Annotated in this window: 20 protein-coding genes; 19 read left to right on the top strand and 1 reads right to left on the bottom strand. The window is 41.5% G+C overall.

What is annotated here, in order from left to right; translation table 11 throughout:
* Nucleotides 1-24 precede the first annotated feature (24 nt).
* The 15 genes from HGJ91_RS06805 to HGJ91_RS06735 all read left to right on the top strand — a co-directional run bounded on the left by HGJ91_RS06805 (nucleotide 25) and on the right by HGJ91_RS06735 (nucleotide 12,442).
* Nucleotides 25-1,191, top strand: coding sequence for a CapA family protein (locus HGJ91_RS06805; RefSeq protein WP_291346958.1), 1,167 nt, complete (start codon nucleotides 25-27; stop codon nucleotides 1,189-1,191).
* Nucleotides 1,188-2,363, top strand: coding sequence for a CapA family protein (locus HGJ91_RS06800; protein WP_291346957.1), 1,176 nt, complete (start codon nucleotides 1,188-1,190; stop codon nucleotides 2,361-2,363). The genes HGJ91_RS06805 and HGJ91_RS06800 overlap by 4 nt, the downstream gene beginning before the upstream one ends.
* Nucleotides 2,364-2,371: 8 nt before the next feature.
* On the top strand, nucleotides 2,372-2,968 hold the full coding sequence (locus HGJ91_RS06795) for an acyltransferase (RefSeq protein ID WP_291346956.1): 597 nt from the start codon (nucleotides 2,372-2,374) through the stop codon (nucleotides 2,966-2,968).
* Complete coding sequence (locus HGJ91_RS06790) at nucleotides 2,965-3,996, top strand: hypothetical protein (RefSeq protein WP_291346955.1); 1,032 nt, start codon at nucleotides 2,965-2,967, stop codon at nucleotides 3,994-3,996. Before HGJ91_RS06795 ends, HGJ91_RS06790 begins: the two co-directional genes overlap by 4 nt.
* Before the next feature lies 1 nt (nucleotide 3,997).
* On the top strand, nucleotides 3,998-4,972 hold the full coding sequence (locus HGJ91_RS06785; protein WP_291346954.1) for a glycosyltransferase family 4 protein: 975 nt from the start codon (nucleotides 3,998-4,000) through the stop codon (nucleotides 4,970-4,972).
* On the top strand, nucleotides 4,969-6,129 hold the full coding sequence (locus HGJ91_RS06780; protein ID WP_291346953.1) for a hypothetical protein: 1,161 nt from the start codon (nucleotides 4,969-4,971) through the stop codon (nucleotides 6,127-6,129). The genes HGJ91_RS06785 and HGJ91_RS06780 overlap by 4 nt, the downstream gene beginning before the upstream one ends.
* Nucleotides 6,130-6,144: 15 nt before the next feature.
* The gene (locus HGJ91_RS06775) at nucleotides 6,145-7,227 is read left to right on the top strand and encodes a DUF354 domain-containing protein (RefSeq protein WP_291346952.1); all 1,083 of its coding nucleotides are present in this window, start codon (nucleotides 6,145-6,147) and stop codon (nucleotides 7,225-7,227) included.
* 7 nt (nucleotides 7,228-7,234) lie between these two features.
* A complete protein-coding gene (locus HGJ91_RS06770; RefSeq protein ID WP_291346951.1) occupies nucleotides 7,235-7,423 on the top strand; it encodes a hypothetical protein in 189 nt (62 codons plus the stop codon).
* Nucleotides 7,424-7,888: 465 nt separating this feature from the next.
* On the top strand, nucleotides 7,889-8,674 hold the full coding sequence (locus tag HGJ91_RS06765) for a hypothetical protein (protein WP_291346950.1): 786 nt from the start codon (nucleotides 7,889-7,891) through the stop codon (nucleotides 8,672-8,674).
* Nucleotides 8,671-9,036 carry a VanZ family protein gene (locus HGJ91_RS06760; RefSeq protein WP_291346949.1) on the top strand — a complete coding sequence of 122 codons (366 nt, stop codon included), beginning with the start codon at nucleotides 8,671-8,673 and terminating at the stop codon, nucleotides 9,034-9,036. Before HGJ91_RS06765 ends, HGJ91_RS06760 begins: the two co-directional genes overlap by 4 nt.
* Before the next feature lie 9 nt (nucleotides 9,037-9,045).
* Nucleotides 9,046-10,341: an MBL fold metallo-hydrolase gene (locus tag HGJ91_RS06755; RefSeq protein ID WP_291346948.1), complete on the top strand. Its 1,296-nt coding sequence runs from the start codon at nucleotides 9,046-9,048 to the stop codon at nucleotides 10,339-10,341.
* Between the two features lie 253 nt (nucleotides 10,342-10,594).
* Nucleotides 10,595-10,903: a type II toxin-antitoxin system Phd/YefM family antitoxin gene (locus HGJ91_RS06750; RefSeq protein WP_291346947.1), complete on the top strand. Its 309-nt coding sequence runs from the start codon at nucleotides 10,595-10,597 to the stop codon at nucleotides 10,901-10,903.
* Complete coding sequence (locus HGJ91_RS06745) at nucleotides 10,857-11,123, top strand: type II toxin-antitoxin system RelE/ParE family toxin (RefSeq protein WP_291346946.1); 267 nt, start codon at nucleotides 10,857-10,859, stop codon at nucleotides 11,121-11,123. Before HGJ91_RS06750 ends, HGJ91_RS06745 begins: the two co-directional genes overlap by 47 nt.
* Before the next feature lie 68 nt (nucleotides 11,124-11,191).
* Nucleotides 11,192-12,145, top strand: a complete 954-nt coding sequence (locus HGJ91_RS06740; protein WP_291346945.1) for a transposase — start codon at nucleotides 11,192-11,194, stop codon at nucleotides 12,143-12,145.
* A 15-nt stretch (nucleotides 12,146-12,160) separates the two neighbouring features.
* Complete coding sequence (locus HGJ91_RS06735; protein WP_291346944.1) at nucleotides 12,161-12,442, top strand: DUF2235 domain-containing protein; 282 nt, start codon at nucleotides 12,161-12,163, stop codon at nucleotides 12,440-12,442.
* Here the strand turns inward: HGJ91_RS06735 and HGJ91_RS06730 are convergent, their stop codons facing one another.
* Complete coding sequence (locus tag HGJ91_RS06730) at nucleotides 12,443-12,742, bottom strand: nucleotidyltransferase domain-containing protein (protein ID WP_291346943.1); 300 nt, start codon at nucleotides 12,740-12,742, stop codon at nucleotides 12,443-12,445. It lies immediately after the preceding gene.
* A gap of 358 nt (nucleotides 12,743-13,100) precedes the next feature.
* Between HGJ91_RS06730 and HGJ91_RS06725 the strand changes: the two genes are divergently transcribed.
* From HGJ91_RS06725 to HGJ91_RS06710, 4 genes are all read left to right on the top strand, one after another.
* A complete protein-coding gene (locus HGJ91_RS06725) occupies nucleotides 13,101-15,086 on the top strand; it encodes a sugar transferase (RefSeq protein WP_291346942.1) in 1,986 nt (661 codons plus the stop codon).
* Nucleotides 15,087-15,253: 167 nt separating this feature from the next.
* Nucleotides 15,254-15,493 carry a type II toxin-antitoxin system Phd/YefM family antitoxin gene (locus HGJ91_RS06720; RefSeq protein ID WP_291346941.1) on the top strand — a complete coding sequence of 80 codons (240 nt, stop codon included), beginning with the start codon at nucleotides 15,254-15,256 and terminating at the stop codon, nucleotides 15,491-15,493.
* Nucleotides 15,471-15,872 carry a type II toxin-antitoxin system VapC family toxin gene (locus tag HGJ91_RS06715; protein ID WP_291346940.1) on the top strand — a complete coding sequence of 134 codons (402 nt, stop codon included), beginning with the start codon at nucleotides 15,471-15,473 and terminating at the stop codon, nucleotides 15,870-15,872. Before HGJ91_RS06720 ends, HGJ91_RS06715 begins: the two co-directional genes overlap by 23 nt.
* 86 nt (nucleotides 15,873-15,958) lie before the next feature.
* A complete protein-coding gene (locus HGJ91_RS06710) occupies nucleotides 15,959-16,918 on the top strand; it encodes a Gfo/Idh/MocA family oxidoreductase (protein WP_291347001.1) in 960 nt (319 codons plus the stop codon).
* Nucleotides 16,919-16,975 lie beyond the last annotated feature (57 nt).

The raw sequence follows: 16,975 nt of genomic DNA, 5'->3' as shown, positions 1-16,975 counted from the left end.
TTTTAAAATAGATAAAATAATTATATGTCGAAGAATACAAAGACAATTGTTTTTACAGGTGATTATCATATTTACGGTCCTTATGATAAATTTATTAAAATGTATCCTGATCACCAAGTATTTTGTGATGATATAAAAGATTTGGTTTCTAAAAGTGACTTCAACGTATTTAATCTTGAAGATCCTATAACCAATTCTAATGACGGGTGTATTAAATTCGGACCCTATGGTGTGGGCTCAAAAGAAAGTTTAGTCCCTGTAAAAAAAGTTGGATTCGGCATGGCAACTTTTGCAACTAATCATACTTATGATATGAAAGATGAAGGCATCAAGGATACATTTTTTGCCTGCAAACAATATGGAATAGATGTAACAGGTGCAGGATTAACAAGAGAAGAAGCAAAAAGAGTATATTATAAAAAAGTTGGCAGGCATAATATTGCAATATTGAATTTTTCCCGCTCTGAGTTTAATGCGGTGACTTGCGATCATGGAGGTTCTAATCCTCTTGATGTGGTTCAGAACTCAAGGGATATTATCGCCGCCAAAAAAAATGCAGACTTTGTATTTGTAGCGGTGCATGAAGGTGTGGATGTGTTTCATTTGCCTTACCCGAGGTTGGTGGATCAAATGCGGTTTTATGCTGACATGGGAGCAGACGCAATTATTTTACATCACTCACGCATTATCTCCGGATATGAGATTTATAACAAAGTACCAATTTTTTACGGCCTTGGTAACTTGCTGCATTTGAGTAAGAACCCTGCAGAGCACAAGGGGCTACTTGTCAAATTTTCAATCAATGGAAAGGGTGTACTTGATTTTGAAATAATTCCCATCGAATTGGACCCAAAGAAAGTGTTTGTAAGTGTTTGTAACGGCGATAAAAAAAATAAATTGATCCAGGAAGTTGAGAGGTTGTCTCTGATCATTCAAGATCAGGACAAATTAAACGCTGAATGGCAAAAATTTGTTCTGACCAGGAAAGCGCAATATTTATCAATTATGGCAGGCCATCCAAGGATAATTCCTCGCGTAACAAAAAAAATTGGTTTGAACTCTGTTTATGAAAAAATACTTCTTTTAAACAAAAAAAAATATTTGGCTAAATGGAATATAATGAAATGCCAGGCCCATTATGAAGCCGCAGACTATATATTGGGCGAGATTTTTAAAGAGAGCACAAAATGAAAATTTTAATTTGTGGGGATTATATTGTTTATAATACCCCAAAGGTAAATACTAAAGAAATCTTTGGTGACTTTATAGATGTTATTCAAAATTCAGATATCTCAATCTACAATCAGGAACATCCGGTCAGTAACAGCAATGAAATTTATTCAACAAAAAAATTTAGCACAACTGATGGCTGCGCCCCTGCTGCGCTAAATCCAATTATAGAGGCAGGTTTTAATTATGTTTCTTTATCAAATAATCATATTTTTAATAAGGGGATTTCCGGCCTTAAGGATACGATAACTTTTTTTAAGGAACGTGGTATTGTTTCTTTTGGTGCAGGTAAAAATTTAGAGGAAGCTAAAAAAATATTATATATCGAAAGGGACAATATTAAATTGGCTTTCCTGAATTTTGCTGAGAATGAATACAATACAGCAACTGAAAAGCATGGTGGAACAAATCCCCTTGATATTATCAGTAATGTTAGGCAAATAAAAGAAGCCAGAGAAAAAGCAAATTTTGTTTTTGTGATCATTCATGGCGGTCTTGAATATTGTCATGCCCCGACGCCGAGGATGGTCTCGCAATTTCGTTTTTATGCGGAAAATGGAGCATCGGCAATAATATGTCATCACTCTCATGTTGTCTCTGGATATGAAGTCTATAATGGTTGCCCCATTTTTTATGGAATAGGGAATTTTATTCCGGCCAAACCTGTAAAACAGTTTCTGTCTAATCCTTCAGCCCGTCAATCTTTTCCAGTACAGTTTGAGATTACTGATAAAAAATTGGATTTTACGGGTTACCCTTTAGAATTCAATTTAAAGGAATCTAAACTTGAGTTTTTGCAAGGCGATAAGTTATTTGAATTTCATGAAATGCAAAAACAAGTATCTGATTTGTTTGATAATCCTAACAAAATCAAAGAATATATTGTAAATTATTTTTTGGGTAATTTGGAAAAGAAATCTTATTATTTTAATCTGTTTACAAGGTCTAATTATTTTTTGTTTAAAGTTTTTCGCAAAATAAATTTTTTAAAATTTTATTTGAACTACATGGAATGGAAAATGAGATTAAATGTCAAAAATACAATGAGCTGGAACCTGCATAGGTGCGAGACACATAAGGATGTATTGGATATTATTTATGAGTTTTTTATTGACACTTATGTCAACAAATAATTGATATTATGTATAGTTTGATTTACAAGACAAGGTCTTTTTGGGGATACATAAAAGTAAAATACTTTTATAAAAAACACATTGTTTTTAAAGGTAAGATTAATATTTCAGGAATTCCAAGCCTGATTTTTAAAGAAAATGGACAATTGATTATAGGCAGCAATGTATCGCTGAAATCAAATAAAGACAGCTACCATTTACATATGTACGCCCCTGTCAAGCTTATGGCCGACAGAAAAGATGCTGTCATAGAAATAGGTGACAATACCAGAATAAATGGTGCTTGTATTCATGCCTACAAAAAAATTAGTATCGGGAAAAATTGTTTGATTGCGGCAAACTGTCAGATTTTTGATGGCAACGGCCATGATATATCATTTCCGGATGTGGAAAACAGGATTAATACTGTCGGCAAAGCCAGGAAAATTCTAATTGAAGACAATGTTTGGATTGGTGCCAATTCGATGGTATTTCCCGGTGTCACGATCGGATATGGTTCAGTTATAGGTGCCGGCAGCATAGTGAACAGGGATATCCCTCGCATGTGTCTTGCCGGAGGAAATCCTGTTCAGATAATAAAACAATTTGAGGAAAAACAGCAATGAAGGAAATAATCTGCCTCACAGACTATAAAAACCAGTTCAGCAGCAAATGGAAAGCAACCCCTTATCGTTCCGGTTACCGCAAAGATTATCTGACAGCGCTTTTCAAGGATGCTGGATTTGCCATAAAATTTATCACCATGTGTGACGTTAATTTTCGGGACACCCATTGGAAAGATCAAGTGGTTTTGTACACCTCTTCTGAAGAGTATGGCCTGTATTACAAGAATTTCATCGAAGATATTGTTTATGGGTTAGAGCAGGCCGGGGCTATGTTAATTCCAAGCGCGTCATTTCTAAGGGCAAACAACAATAAAGTTTTTATGGAAATACTTCACCAGACCAAACTGCCTGCTGAATTGCAAACGATTCACTCGCATTTCTTTGGAACACTGGAAGAACTGGAACTGGCCATACAGGCAGGCAAGGTTGCCTGTCCCTGTGTGATAAAAAAAGCAGCCGGCGCCATGAGCCGGGGTGTGTTCCTGGCCAAAGATGAAGACGAGTTGAGAAAGCAGGCCAGAAAAGTCAGCCGCACCCGGCAGGTCAAAGTCTCATTGAAAGAACGGGTCCGGGCACACAAGCATCAAGGATACAAACCGGAATCTGATTTTCAGGGTAAATTTATCATCCAGCCGTTTATTCCCGGGCTCAAAAACGACTGGAAAGTGCTGGTCTATGGTGAGAAATATTTTGTTTTGAGGCGGAATATCAGGGAAAACGATTTTCGGGCCAGCGGGAGCGGATACAATTATACCGGCGGTAGCCAGGCCGGATTTCCAGTGGATATGCTGGATATGATCAGGCAATTTTACTGGAAACTTGATTTGCCGAATCTCTCTGTTGATTTTGCCTTTGACGGCGAGAAAGGATATATTTTCGAATTCCAGGCCATCCACTTTGGCACATCCACTCAGTATAAAAGCAAGGATTATTACGAATATGCAGATAGATCATGGCAGTTGCAGGAAAACACCTATGATCAGGAGCAGATGTATGTTCACAGCATCGTCGAATACCTAAAGAGATAAAATGCTAAAAATTCTTTTTGTTTCAAGTGGCAATTCAAAAAATTTCGATATTGCCCCTTTTATTAAATCACAGGGCGACTCTTTGATAAAAGCAGGAGTTGATGTAATATATTTCCCTCTATATGGGAAAGGTCTTTCAGGTTATCTGAAATCAGCGTACAGGATCCGAAAATTTCTTAAAAAAAACCGGGTTCATATTATTCACACCCATTACACTATATCAGGCTGGTCCGCTGTGCTGGCATTTCCAAAGCAGCCGATAATTTTATCTTTAATGGGCACGGACGCTCAAGGGCAATATAATGGAGCAAATAAGATCAAGTTCAAAAGCAGGTATTTGATTTTATTAACTTATCTGATTCAACCTTTTGTTGATGCTGTAATATGCAAATCAAAACGCATGGAAAACTCTGTATTTTTAAAGAAAAAATCCAGTGTTGTTCCCAACGGGATTATGCTTGATAAAATTAAATATAGTGAAGATGGCTTTAAAGGCAAACTCGGTCTGAATCCTGATAAAAAACATATTTTGTTTCTGGGCAATAAAAAGAGCAAAACAAAAAACTATAAATTGCTTAAAGAAGCAGTGGGTCTGATCAAGTCAGATAATATCTCTGTGGTGGCACCATACCCAATTTCACACGATGAGGTGGTGAAATATTTGAATTCTGTTGATGTTTTAGTTGTTCCTTCGTTAATGGAAGGTTCCCCAAACGTAGTAAAAGAAGCCATGGCCTGCAACTGCCCGGTGGTAGCAACCAATGTGGGCGATGTGGCCTGGCTGTTTGGTGATGAACCCGGATATTATCTGACCGGTTTTGATCCCGCTGATGTGGCAGAAAAAATTGAATTTGTTCTTGATTATGCCAACACAAACGAAAGGACTAAAGGGCGACAGCGTATTATTGCGCTAGGGCTTGATGCTAATACAATTGCAAAGCGATTGATATCCGTATATCAGGCGGTTGTTCAATGACCCTGAAGCCTGGAGTCATTATCATTGAAGGCCATGTGCAGGGACTGTCCAATACCCGTTCCCTGGGTGGGGCAGGGATTTCCGTGGTTGTAGTCGACACTGGCGATTGTGTGGCCAGGCATTCCAGATACTGCCGGGAATTTTACCAGTGCCCCTCTTTTGACAGCGATGACCTTGCGGATTTCTTGCTTGAACTGGCTGTCGTCAAGGGGTTTGAAGGCTGGCTTCTGATGCCTTCAAACGACCATGCCGTGCTGACACTTTCCCGCAACAAAACACGTCTGGAAAAGCATTTCAAGGTCATCACACCAAAGCTTGAAATTATTGAAAATATATATGACAAGTCCAGGCTTTTGGATGTGGCACAAAAGGCCGAGGTACCAATTCCGGGAACTTATTATGCGAATGATGCCGCCCCTGCGGCAGTTCCCTTGTCTTTTCCCGTACTGACCCGCGGGCGGTTCGGGTTGGATTTTTACAGGGCCACAGGCCGCAAAGCGTTTCTGGCTGACAATATTGACGAACTGCGCAGGCAACTTTCCTTTATTGATAAAAACTTTCCCATTCAAAAAACCCTGACCCAGGAACTGATTCCGGACGATGGCACCAATAAAACCATTTCTTTTACAGCCTTTTGTGTAAACGGGAAAATAAAAACATTTTGGATGGGAGAAAAACTTCGCGAACATCCCATTCGTTTTGGAACTGCCACATTTGCCAGAAGCATATATGTAAAAGCCTGTTATACGCAGTCTGTTCCGCTGATCATGGCTTTGGATTACACGGGCGTTTGCGAAGTGGAGTATTTAAAAGATCCAGGGGACGGGCAGTATAAACTCATTGAAATCAACGCCCGGACATGGCTCTGGGTTGGGCTTGCCAAAGCATGCGGGGTGGATTTTGCCAGGATGGCATATGAGTATATGAATGGAATGGATACAGTATATCCAGACGAATATGAAACCGGTGTGTGCTGGATAAACCCTTTAACCGACACTGCCTATGCTGCCAAAGCCATATTCAAAGGACAGTTGAGTCCTTTGGTATACGCAAAATCCCTAAAAAGTAAAAAAGTGAATGCACTTTTTGCTCAAAATGACTGGAAGCCCGGATTTATTTATTGTTTGAGTTTATTAAAATTTCTTAAAAATCGATAACTTTCGGTGTAAAATATGAATATTTTAGTATTAACCGGCCACCCTGCCCAAGTCCATAACTTTAAACTTGTCAAAAACGAACTTGAAAAAAATGGTCATAATGTTTTCTGGATTGCTACCGAAAAAGATATCAGCAGGTATTTGCTGAACCAGTATAATATCAGTTATCTTCCTTTGGAAAAACCCGGCAAAAAAATGTTTTCAAAAATTTATTATTTGATCAAAAATACTTTTATTTGCCTTCAATTTATTAGAAAGGAAAAAATTGACATTATTGTTTCCAGGGTCTCTCCTTATGCTGCATTAGCAGGATTTTTGTTGAGAAAACCCCATTTTGCACTTGCCGATACTGAGTCATCTGGAATCTATGATACTATTTTCACTAAATTGGTGACATCGTTTTTAACCGCTAAATCTTTTCAACGTACCCTGCGCAAGGATCAAATCCGTTTTAATGGCAATATCGAACTTTTTTATCTGCATCCTAACAGATTCCAGCCAGACAAGAATATTGTCCGGCTCCTGGGGATAGAAAATGACGAACCCTATGTTGTTATGCGTTTTGTGAGCTGGGATGCATACCATGATAAAGGACTTTCCGGGTTTATCGATGCAAACAAGATCAAAGCGGTAAAAGCATTTTCAAAATACGCCCGGATTTTCATATCAGCGGAAAAAGACCTGCCCCCAGAACTTGAACCCTATAAAATTCAGATCCCGCCGGAAAAGATGCATGATGTCCTGGCCCATGCAGCTCTTTTTTTTGGAGAAAGCGCGACTATGGCATCAGAAAGTGCTGTACTGGGAACCCCAGGGATATTTCTTGATAAAATCGGAAGGGGTTATACCGATGAAGAAGAGGTATATGGGTTGGTTTTTAATTTTAACAATTCAATGTCTGATCAAGAGAATGCCATTGAAAAAGGCGTAGAGCTTCTGGCCAGAACAGATACAAAAGAAGTAATGAAAAAAAACAGGGAAATATTTCTCAAGGATAAAATCGACGTCACTGCCTTTCTGGTCTGGTTTATTGAAAATTATCCGGACAGCTTTTCAATAATGAAAGAAAACCCTGAATATCAAAATCAATTTAATTGATCAGATTATGAATCCACAAACCATAAAAACCCTGCTTGACTGTGCTGATGCTGCCGAAGATCAAAATTCGACATTCAACCCGCTCGTTCCATTTATTCTAAGATGGATCGCATGGGAGGCCTTGCGGACAAGAATGCTGGCAGTGGCTGCAAGGTACAGGGGTTGTAAAATGGCAGATGCATACCGGGTTATTTGAAAGCGACGGATTTCAACAAACGAGGCTTTTGCTGACTGTCTGGGAAAAATAGCCGGCACCAAATGGAGGGCTGATTTAAAAGGCAATGCCGCCAGGGGATGGAAAACCCTGAAGCGAATAGAACTTATCAGGCATCGCCTTTTTCATGGCTACAAGACTGTTAATCCGGTTCTGATCCGCTCTGCATCACGCTTTCTGTCAAGGGCAGTGCCGAAAAGCGAAATGATTTTCGGGGAGATCAACATTGAGTATGCTGAAGGGGTTTGCAATAAGCTTGGTGATCCTCTAAAGCGCTACCCTTCCACCGGAAAAAAAATACCTATCAAAATGAAAGTAGAAGAACTGCAAAAATTGGTTGATGTAAAACCTGGTGCAACACCAAAAACCAGATTGCCCTCAATCACAGAGGCTCAATTGTGGGATAGTTATTAAGGGTTAAGGTTTAAGGTTTAAGGGTTAGGTGTTATGCGGAATTTTACATTGGGTATCTATAAAAAACTTTTGCAGGTGTTGGTTGCGGGTGGTTGTTCGTTCCAAAGCCTGGAAGGTTTTATCCGTCAACCTGCGGGAAAGGCAGTGATTTTCCGGCATGATGTGGATCGGTTGCCGGGGAACGCCCTTGTCATTGCGGAGATTGAGAAAAAAGTCGGGATAAAAGCAAGTTATTATTTTCGGATTGTAAAGCAGAGCTATAATGAGGATATCATCAGGCAGATAGCTGGGATGGGGCATGAGATTGGATATCACTATGAAGACCTGAGCCTTTGCAAGGGCGATGATGAAGCAGCCATCAGGCATTTTGAAGTAAATCTGGAAAAATTCAGGAAAATTTATCCGGTTAAGACCATCTGCATGCATGGCAGTCCTCTATCCAGGTGGGATAATCGGGATCTGTGGAAAAAATATGATTATCGGGATTTCGGCATTATTGCAGAGCCATATTTTGATATTGATTTCAATGATGTGTTTTACCTGACTGATACTGGCAGACGGTGGGATGGAAGTGATGTGAGTGTCCGGGATAAGGTTGCGGGCAAAGGGCAAAATGCCTTTGATAATTTAAAATTTCAATCAACTATGGATATTATTGAAGCGGCGAAAAATGGTCTGCTGCCTGACAGGGTCATGATCAATACTCATCCCCAGAGATGGGATGACAGGTTTGTGCCCTGGGCAAAGGAGCTGGTGTGGCAGAATGCTAAGAATATTGTTAAAAAGCTTATTGTCTCGTGCAAAGGCGCAAAGGCGTGAAGATTAAAAGTCAAAAAATATTAACCATTTATCTGATGACTCTTTTTTTGATGATGATCATTCCTCTGGGCGGTGTTTCTGCTGGATTGAACAATTTCAGTGTGCTTCAACTGCGGTTGGATTATCTGGTGCATGGTCTTGTGTTTGTGCCCCTGGTGATTCTGTGGCGAATGCGGTTTCCCGGGCATCCTGTCTGGCTGATCCTGGCAGGGGGTATTGCTATAGCCTCTGGTCTGGAAGTGATCCAGTATCTGCTGCCCTACCGGGCCTGGAATATTAATGATCTTGTGGGCAACGGAGCAGGGGTGCTGCTGGGAGGCGGGCTGTTCCGGGCTTTTGGTCTGGTTTTAAAAAAATGTTGAAGATTCTTATTGGAGCAGGACATCCTGAAACTTATACATCTTGGTGGTGAACATACGGTTACGGGTTCATGCCATCTGTTGCAGGCGAATGGTCTTAATATTATGGTGGACTGCGGGCTTGCACAGGGTAATGACGTTATCCTCCCTATGAAGGCATGGCCTGTGGAGCCGGTTGAGATCGATTATCTGTTTCTTACCCATGCGCATATTGATCATATCGGCCGGGTACCGGAGCTGATTGCAAAGGGATTTAAGGGTGAAATTATCACTTCTTACCCTACCAGGGCTATTCTCGCACCCATGCTGGAAGATGCCATGGGGTTTACGGATATGACATCTGGTGCGGCTGCCGGGATGTCTGAGGTGATTGAGGAACTCTCCTGGGGGTTTGAATACAACGAGATTTTTGACCTGAAAAAGGGGATAACTTTTAAATTAGGCAGGGCAGGACACATTCTTGGCTCCTGCTGGATTCAATTTGATATTTCCGAGCATAAGACAGTGGTGTTTTCCGGTGATTTAGGTTCTAAGGATACGCCTGTTTTGTGTGATCCGGATGTGCCCGAGGGGTGTGATCTGTTAATCCTGGAATCTACTTATGGGGACAGGAATCACGAAGGGCGGGCAGACAGGGTCAAGCGGCTGGGGGAAGTACTGGTTCGGGCTGTTGCTGATGGTGGAAAGGTTTTTATTCCGGCGTTTTCCCTGGGACGTACCCAGGAGCTGATATATGAGCTGGACAGGATAAGACAGGGGTCAGGTGTCAAAGTTCCGGTTTTTATTGATTCCCCCCTGGGGCTTGAGATTACAAAGATTTATTCAGGCCTTTCCGAATATTGGGATAAAGAGGCAAAGGAGCTGAAGGCAAAAGGGGATCATCCCATTGATTTTGAGGGGCTTTATGCGGTGGAACATTTTCGTGACCACCGGAAAATACTGGAGATGTCCGGGCCGGCCATCATTCTGGCAGGCAGCGGCATGTGCACGGGCGGGCGGATAATTGAGCATCTGAAGGCGGGGATTGAGGATTCGCGCAATGATATCTTTTTTGTCGGTTACCAGGCAAAGGGCACGGCGGGAAGGGATATCCTCAAGTATTCAAAAAGACCCGGCGGGTATGTGATGCTGGAGGGTGAAAAATTTGATATCAAGGCGAAGGTACATCGGTTGGGCGGGTACTCGGCGCATGCGGATCAGGAAGGGTTGATTGAGTGGGTTAAGGCTATGGGAGAAAAGCCGGGGCGGATTAAGTTGGTTCATGGGACGAAAAGGGCGCAGGAGGTTTTGGAAGATTTAAGGCTATAAGGGGTCAGGCTTGCCTTATTGCACTTATTGCATTTTCATTTAAAAACAATATGTAAATAATTATGCCAAGAAAGCGACGTATCCATTACCCCGGAGTGTGGAGGATGGAGGATGGAAAAAGGCGGTGGGCATGTTGATTATATACAATAGGTTCAATAACTGACTCGTTACAAAAAATTATCTTGATTTTTTGTCATTAAATAATACATAATAAAAGCATCAAATTAGATGTTTTTATTTATGAGGTGATAAAATGACATTTAGCATAACAGAGGATATACGTTCAATCACAGATTTAAAGAGAAATACCAACTCGGTACTTAAACAAATTCATAAAACCAAACGTCCTGTTGTTCTCACAGTTAATGGAAAAGCTGAGGCTGTGCTTTTGGCTGCAGAAGAATATGAAAAGATTGCAAGTGCATTTAGCCTGCTCAAGCTTCTCATACCAGCAGAGGAAGATATCAAAAACGATCGATATAAGGAAGCCCGAGATTTTTTCAAGGAATTTAAACGTGATAAAAAAATATCAGGTCAAGGTAACTCAGCAAGCGCAAGATGATTTAGAACAAATTTATTATTATATTGCAAATGACAGTGTTAATAATGCTACAAATTTTCTGCTTCAATTGGAGGAAAAAATATATTCACTTGAAGCTTTTCCTGATCGCAATCCATTTATACCTGAAAATGAATTCTTTGGCACTGACTACCGTCATTTACTATATAAAAAATATCGAATCGTTTACCGGATTATCGAAAAATCAGTTTATATTTTGTAAAAGTTTGGGGTCAGGCTTGCCTTATTGCACTTATTGCACTTTCATTTAAAAACAATATATAAATAATTATGCCAAGAAAGCGACGTATCCATTACCCCGGAGCGATTTACCACGTAATGCTCAGGGGAAACGCAAAGCAGGATATTTTTCATGGGGATGAGGAATACCGGCATTTTGAATCCATCCTGGCCGAGGGACTGGAGGAGTACTCGCTCACGCTGCATGCGTACTGCTGGATGAAAAACCATGTCCACATGGCATTGCAGGTCAATGAAGCGCCGCTTTCAAAGCTTATGCAGACTCTTTCCCAGAGATATACACAATGGATCAACAAGAAGCATGAACGGGTCGGGCACCTTTTCCAGGGACGTTACAAGGCGATCCTTGTGGACAAGGATGATTACCTGGCGGAGCTGATCCGGTATATCCATCTCAATCCCGTGCGTGCCGGGATCGTGGGCGATCCGGCGGATTATACTTTCAGCAGCCATGCCGCATATGCCGGGCATGTGAAGGCCCCCTCCTGGTTATTTATTGACAGGAGTCTCGGGCAGTTCGGGAAAACCCTGTCAGGGGCCCGGGCCGCTTATTTGTATTTCATGGACAAGGATGCCGGAGAAGAAATCATGGAGCAGCTGCGCCATGGCAGCAAGGAAGGGCGGATACTGGGAAATGCAATTTTCGTCAAAAAGGTGCTCATGCATAACAGGGAAGAGATTCCGATAGAGATCGAGATTGAGCAGGTGGTGGATGCCGGGGCAGGGGTGTACAAGGTCTCGCGGCTGGAAATGACAAGTGCGAGCCGCGCAAGGCTGCTGTCTGAAGCAAGGGCGATGACGGCCGTGGTTGGCATGGACCATTGCCATTATCGGCTGTCCGATTTTGCAGCATACTATAACCGAGGCATTCCATCCTTGTGCCGGCAGGTCAAGGCGGTACGCGCCCGGCTGGCAAAGAACAATGCGATGCAGGAGAAAATGTGGCTGATCAAAAAACAAATAAGTGCAATAAGGCAAGCCTGACCCCATTCGGTTCCTGTGCAGACGGCACATGGAACCATAAAACCTGTTGGAGCAGATAATGCTGCCCAGCAGGTTTTTTACGACTGGGGCGTGGGATCTTACTATGATTCCATGATTGGAGGTGCCACGGGAAGAGGACTGCATAAAAATATAATGGATGGTTACCGTTATATTATTCAAAATTATTCTCAAGGGGATGAGCTGTTTCTGTTCGTAAATAGGGGGTCAGGCTTTCCTTATTGTGGTTATTGGGGGGCAAAGTATAAAGGTGATCAATGGGACCCATGTAGACGTTAATTAAATTTGTATTCCATACTTTTTTATTTCTGATAAAAAACCACTTTCATCGTGCTGCTTTTCTAATATTATAGGTTCAATCCTGTCATCAATCTGTCTTCTGAATTTCCACAATAATGGTCGAATCAAAAAGTAATCACCTTGAAGCACATCAACTACTATGGCAACGTCCATATCACTATCTTGATTTGCGGTGCCTTTTGCGTATGAGCCAAACAATATCAACTCATCAAATTTTAGATGCTTAGACAATAGAATTTTATATTTTTTAAGTTTTTTTATAACTTCTGCTTTATCCAAGAGTGCAACTCCTTTGATTTTTAGAGATATCTTTTGGTTTCCATCATAGCAGTGGCAGTAACAATATCGTATTCTGCCAAATCAATCCAATAGGTAATTTTTTTATCCATTGTTTTTAATGACCTTAAGGTTTTTAATTATATTGAGTATAATAAAAGTTAATGGTTTTCTCAATATGTATTTTTTTGCCGGGTCTTTTTGCCGGGTTCGGGTTTCCTTATTGTGTGACCTTTACCCTGAAGGGCAGAAATCAGGTTATTGTGGTTATTTTTTAATCTTTACGATCTCCTGGCCAACTTGGCAGGTGTGGTTTTTGTGGCAATAAAAATTTTATTTGATCAAAAAAGAAGGTCAAAATATGGCAACTGTTAAAGAGAACAGGATTATATCTTTTGGCAGGATTTTTTTCGTAGATTTTTTCCTGTTGAATGTTTCCTTTTTTATCTGTTATTTTTTTAAAAAAGGGACGCTGGACCTGAGCGGGTCATACGCAAGGCTGCTTTTCATATTTTACCTGTGCTGGTTTGTCACATCCCTTATGGGGAAGAAATTCAAACCTGCTTCTTATGCTGCATATGGCACGTGTCTCTTAACTTTTTTAAGATCGTTTTTTTATTTAACCTATTCGATTACATTTCTGGTGGTTGTTTTCGGGTTTGCCGCTTATTCAAGGATTCATGTTTTTTCTACCTGTTTAATGGTTTTTGTTTTGGACTGCCTGGTCTGGTGCACATATAACAGGATATATAATCCCGGTGCAGTTGAAAAGATCGATTTTAAAAGTATTTCAGGGGCTGTCCGGATGGAAAACAATATTGCCTGGCCCCTGGTATTTATGGATCTGTTTCTGGTTTTCTTTTCTTTTTTTATGGTGAATTATTTAAAAAGAGGCCATTGGGCACTGCATCCGGAATATTCCAAACTGTTTGTGATTTTTCTTGGATTATGGGTTGTGACGTCTGTGATGACCCGTAAATTTTCAATGGACAGATTCCGGAATGTCCATTTTTTTACCTGGCAGTGGATCAAGGCCGGAATTCTGATGCTGGCCGGCATGACGGTTCTTGTTTTCGGTCTGCGGCTTTTTTATTTTTCACGGTTCCAGGGGCTTGGTCCCATTGTGCTGTTGACGGCCCTGGAATTTGTCATGATCAGTTTTTATTATAGGATCAGCCGGGGCAGAAAAGCAACGCCTGATATTGAGTCTGTTGACACGGTTAAAAAAATACTCAGGCAGCATGAAATTCCTTTGGATGTTAATATTAATATCATCCGGCAGAAGCTCATGGAGCCTGCCCGTGGAAAATTTAAAAGACGGCTGTCTTCTTACAGTCCCGAACTTTTTGAATTCATAGACCGACATATTGTTCTTGATGATATGATGAGGATGGAAACTGTTATTGAACGATCCTGTGATCTGATTGATCTGCATCCCGACAGGGGCCAGGCTCGTCTTTTCATGAACCTGTGGAAGATCAACGATATCAGAAGGGTGAATGATTATTTTCTCAGGATGCACCAGATGCTGCTGCCGGGCGGGTATTTTATCGGGTATGCCCATACCATCAACACCCATTATAAATGGATATATAAAAAATTCCCCCGGTATATTGCCGGTTTCATTTATCTTGCAGATTTTTGTTTTAGTCGTGTCATGCCCAAACTTCCGGGGCTGCAGAAAGTTTATTTTGCCCTTACCAAAGGAAAGAACAGGGTTATTTCCAGGGCAGAACTTCTGGGCCGCCTGAGTTTCTGCGGGTTTGAAATTGTTGCAGAAAAAGATATTGATCAAAGAATGGTTGTAATTGCAAGAAAGGTGAAAACCTCATCTTTAGACAAAAGTCCCACCTATGGTCCCCTGGTGCAGCTGAAACGATCCGGTTTCGGGGGGCAGACGATTCGTACGTATAAGTTCCGGACCATGCATCCTTATTCCGAGTATCTTCAGCAATATATCTATGATCTGCAGGGCTTGCAAAAAGGCGGGAAAATCGAGAATGATTTCAGGATGACCACCTGGGGCAAATACATGCGCAAACTGTGGCTGGACGAGCTTCCCATGCTGTATAACTGGATAAAAGGGGATTTAGGCATCGTGGGTGTCCGGCCCTTAAGTTTTCATTATCTGGATCTGTATGACAAGGATCTTCAGGACTTGAGAAAAAAAGTCAAGCCCGGTCTTGTTCCGCCGTTTTATGCGGACCTGCCTGAAACCTTTGACGAGATCTGTGCTTCGGAAAAAAGATACATAAACGCCTTCCTGAAACATCCCTTCAGAACCCAGTGCACCTACTTCTACAAAGCCTTCATCAACATCGCCCTCAAAGGCGCCCGGTCAAATTGACGGGGTCAGGCTTGCTTTGTTGTCGTTGTTTGGGGGTAAAGTATTAAAAAATGGGATTGAATAAAAATATAATGGATGATTACCGCGATAAAATTGACAAAAAGTAACCAATGAATTATTATGTACAAAACAGGTGTACATAAATAAAATTCCAACAGGAGGTAACTATGCAGCAAGTTAATATAACTGAGCTTCGCAACCATCTTCCGCATTATATGAAACAGGTACAAAAAGGGGTTGAATTTCTGGTAACAAGCCATGGAAAAAAAATTGCCCGCCTTGTACCTGAAGGCAGTGCTGCAAAAGAGGCACACAACAGGCTTATGAAATTGAGGGGAACAATGATCAAAGGAGACATTTTAGAACCTGTTGAGGCAGAATGGAATGCAGATGCAGATAATTTGTGATACCCATATTTTGATCTTCTGGCAGGATGATCCAAAGCGCCTGAGCAACACTGCTCAAGCTGCCATTGAAACTGCATTGCATGACAAAACTCTTGCCTGTTCTGATATTTCATTTTGGGAAATTGCCATGCTTATCCATTCCGGCCGATTGCGAAATGATATCTCACCTGTACAGTACATGGCTGATCTCTGTCTGGCTTTATCATTAACTGTTTTGCCGATTACTCCGGAAATAGCATCATTGTCACAAGGAGATTTTTTTCATCATAAAGATCCTGCCGACCGACTAATTGCAGCTACTGCAATTTATCATAATGCTCCTTTAATCACTGCGGACAACAAGCTAAAAAGCTTAGAGCCGCTGACAGTGATATGGTGATTGAAAACCTGGAGTCAGGCTTGCTTTGTTGTCGTTGTTGAAAGCAGGACGCAGATTTTTTGGATTTAAATAAGGGGGGTTTTTTGGTGAAGCGATTTGCATTGATTGGCGGTGCAGGGTATGTGGCGCCGCGGCATATGAGGGCGGTAAAGGATACGGGCAATGAGCTTGTTGCTGTTCTTGATCCCAATGACAGTGTCGGGGTTATTGACAGCTATTTTCCGGAATCTGATTTTTTTACGGAGTTTGAACGCTTTGACCGGCATGTTGATAAGAAGAGAAGAAAAGGGGATGCCATTGATTATGTGAGTATCTGTTCTCCCAATTATCTGCATGATGCCCATATCAGGTTTGCGTTACGAAATGGGGCTGATGCCATTTGTGAAAAGCCGCTGGTGCTCAATCCATGGAATATTGATGGTTTGGAAGAAGTGGAGGCTGATACGGGTTCAAAGGTTTATAATATTCTTCAGCTCCGGCTTCACCCGGCTTTGATAGAATTAAAACAGAAGATTGAGGAAAACCAATCTGATGGCCGATCTGATAAAGGCAAGGCTGGTAAAAAGCATGAGATTGATCTGACCTATATTACTTCCCGGGGGCGCTGGTATTTTATTTCCTGGAAAGGGGATGACTCAAAATCCGGGGGGATTGCAACCAATATCGGGATTCACTTTTTTGATATGCTGATCTGGATTTTCGGTAAGGTTCAGATGAATATTGTGCATCTTTTTGAGCCCAATAAGGCGGCTGGATTTCTTGAGTTGGAAAATGCCAGGGTCAGGTGGTTTTTAAGTGTGGATGAAAAGAGTCTGCCAGGCGATGTGCGGGCTTTGGGTCAGAGGACCTATCGTTCTATTACCGTGGATGGTGAGGAGATTGAGTTCAGCAAGGGATTTACGGATCTGCATACTTTGAGTTACCAGGAGATTGTGGATGGGAATGGGTTTGGGTTGAACGAAGCCCGGGCCAGTGTGGAAACGGCTTATGCTATACGGAATACAAAACCTGCTTTGATGCGGGGGGAGAAGCACCCTTTTGTATAACGGGGTATAACGGGGTCAGGCTTCGCTTATTGTGGTTATTGGGGGGAAAAGTATACC

Origin of the sequence: Desulfobacula sp. (assembly GCF_014237455.1) — a bacterium.
Lineage (GTDB): Bacteria > Desulfobacterota > Desulfobacteria > Desulfobacterales > Desulfobacteraceae > Desulfobacula.
This window is presented reverse-complemented; position numbering and strand designations above follow the sequence as displayed.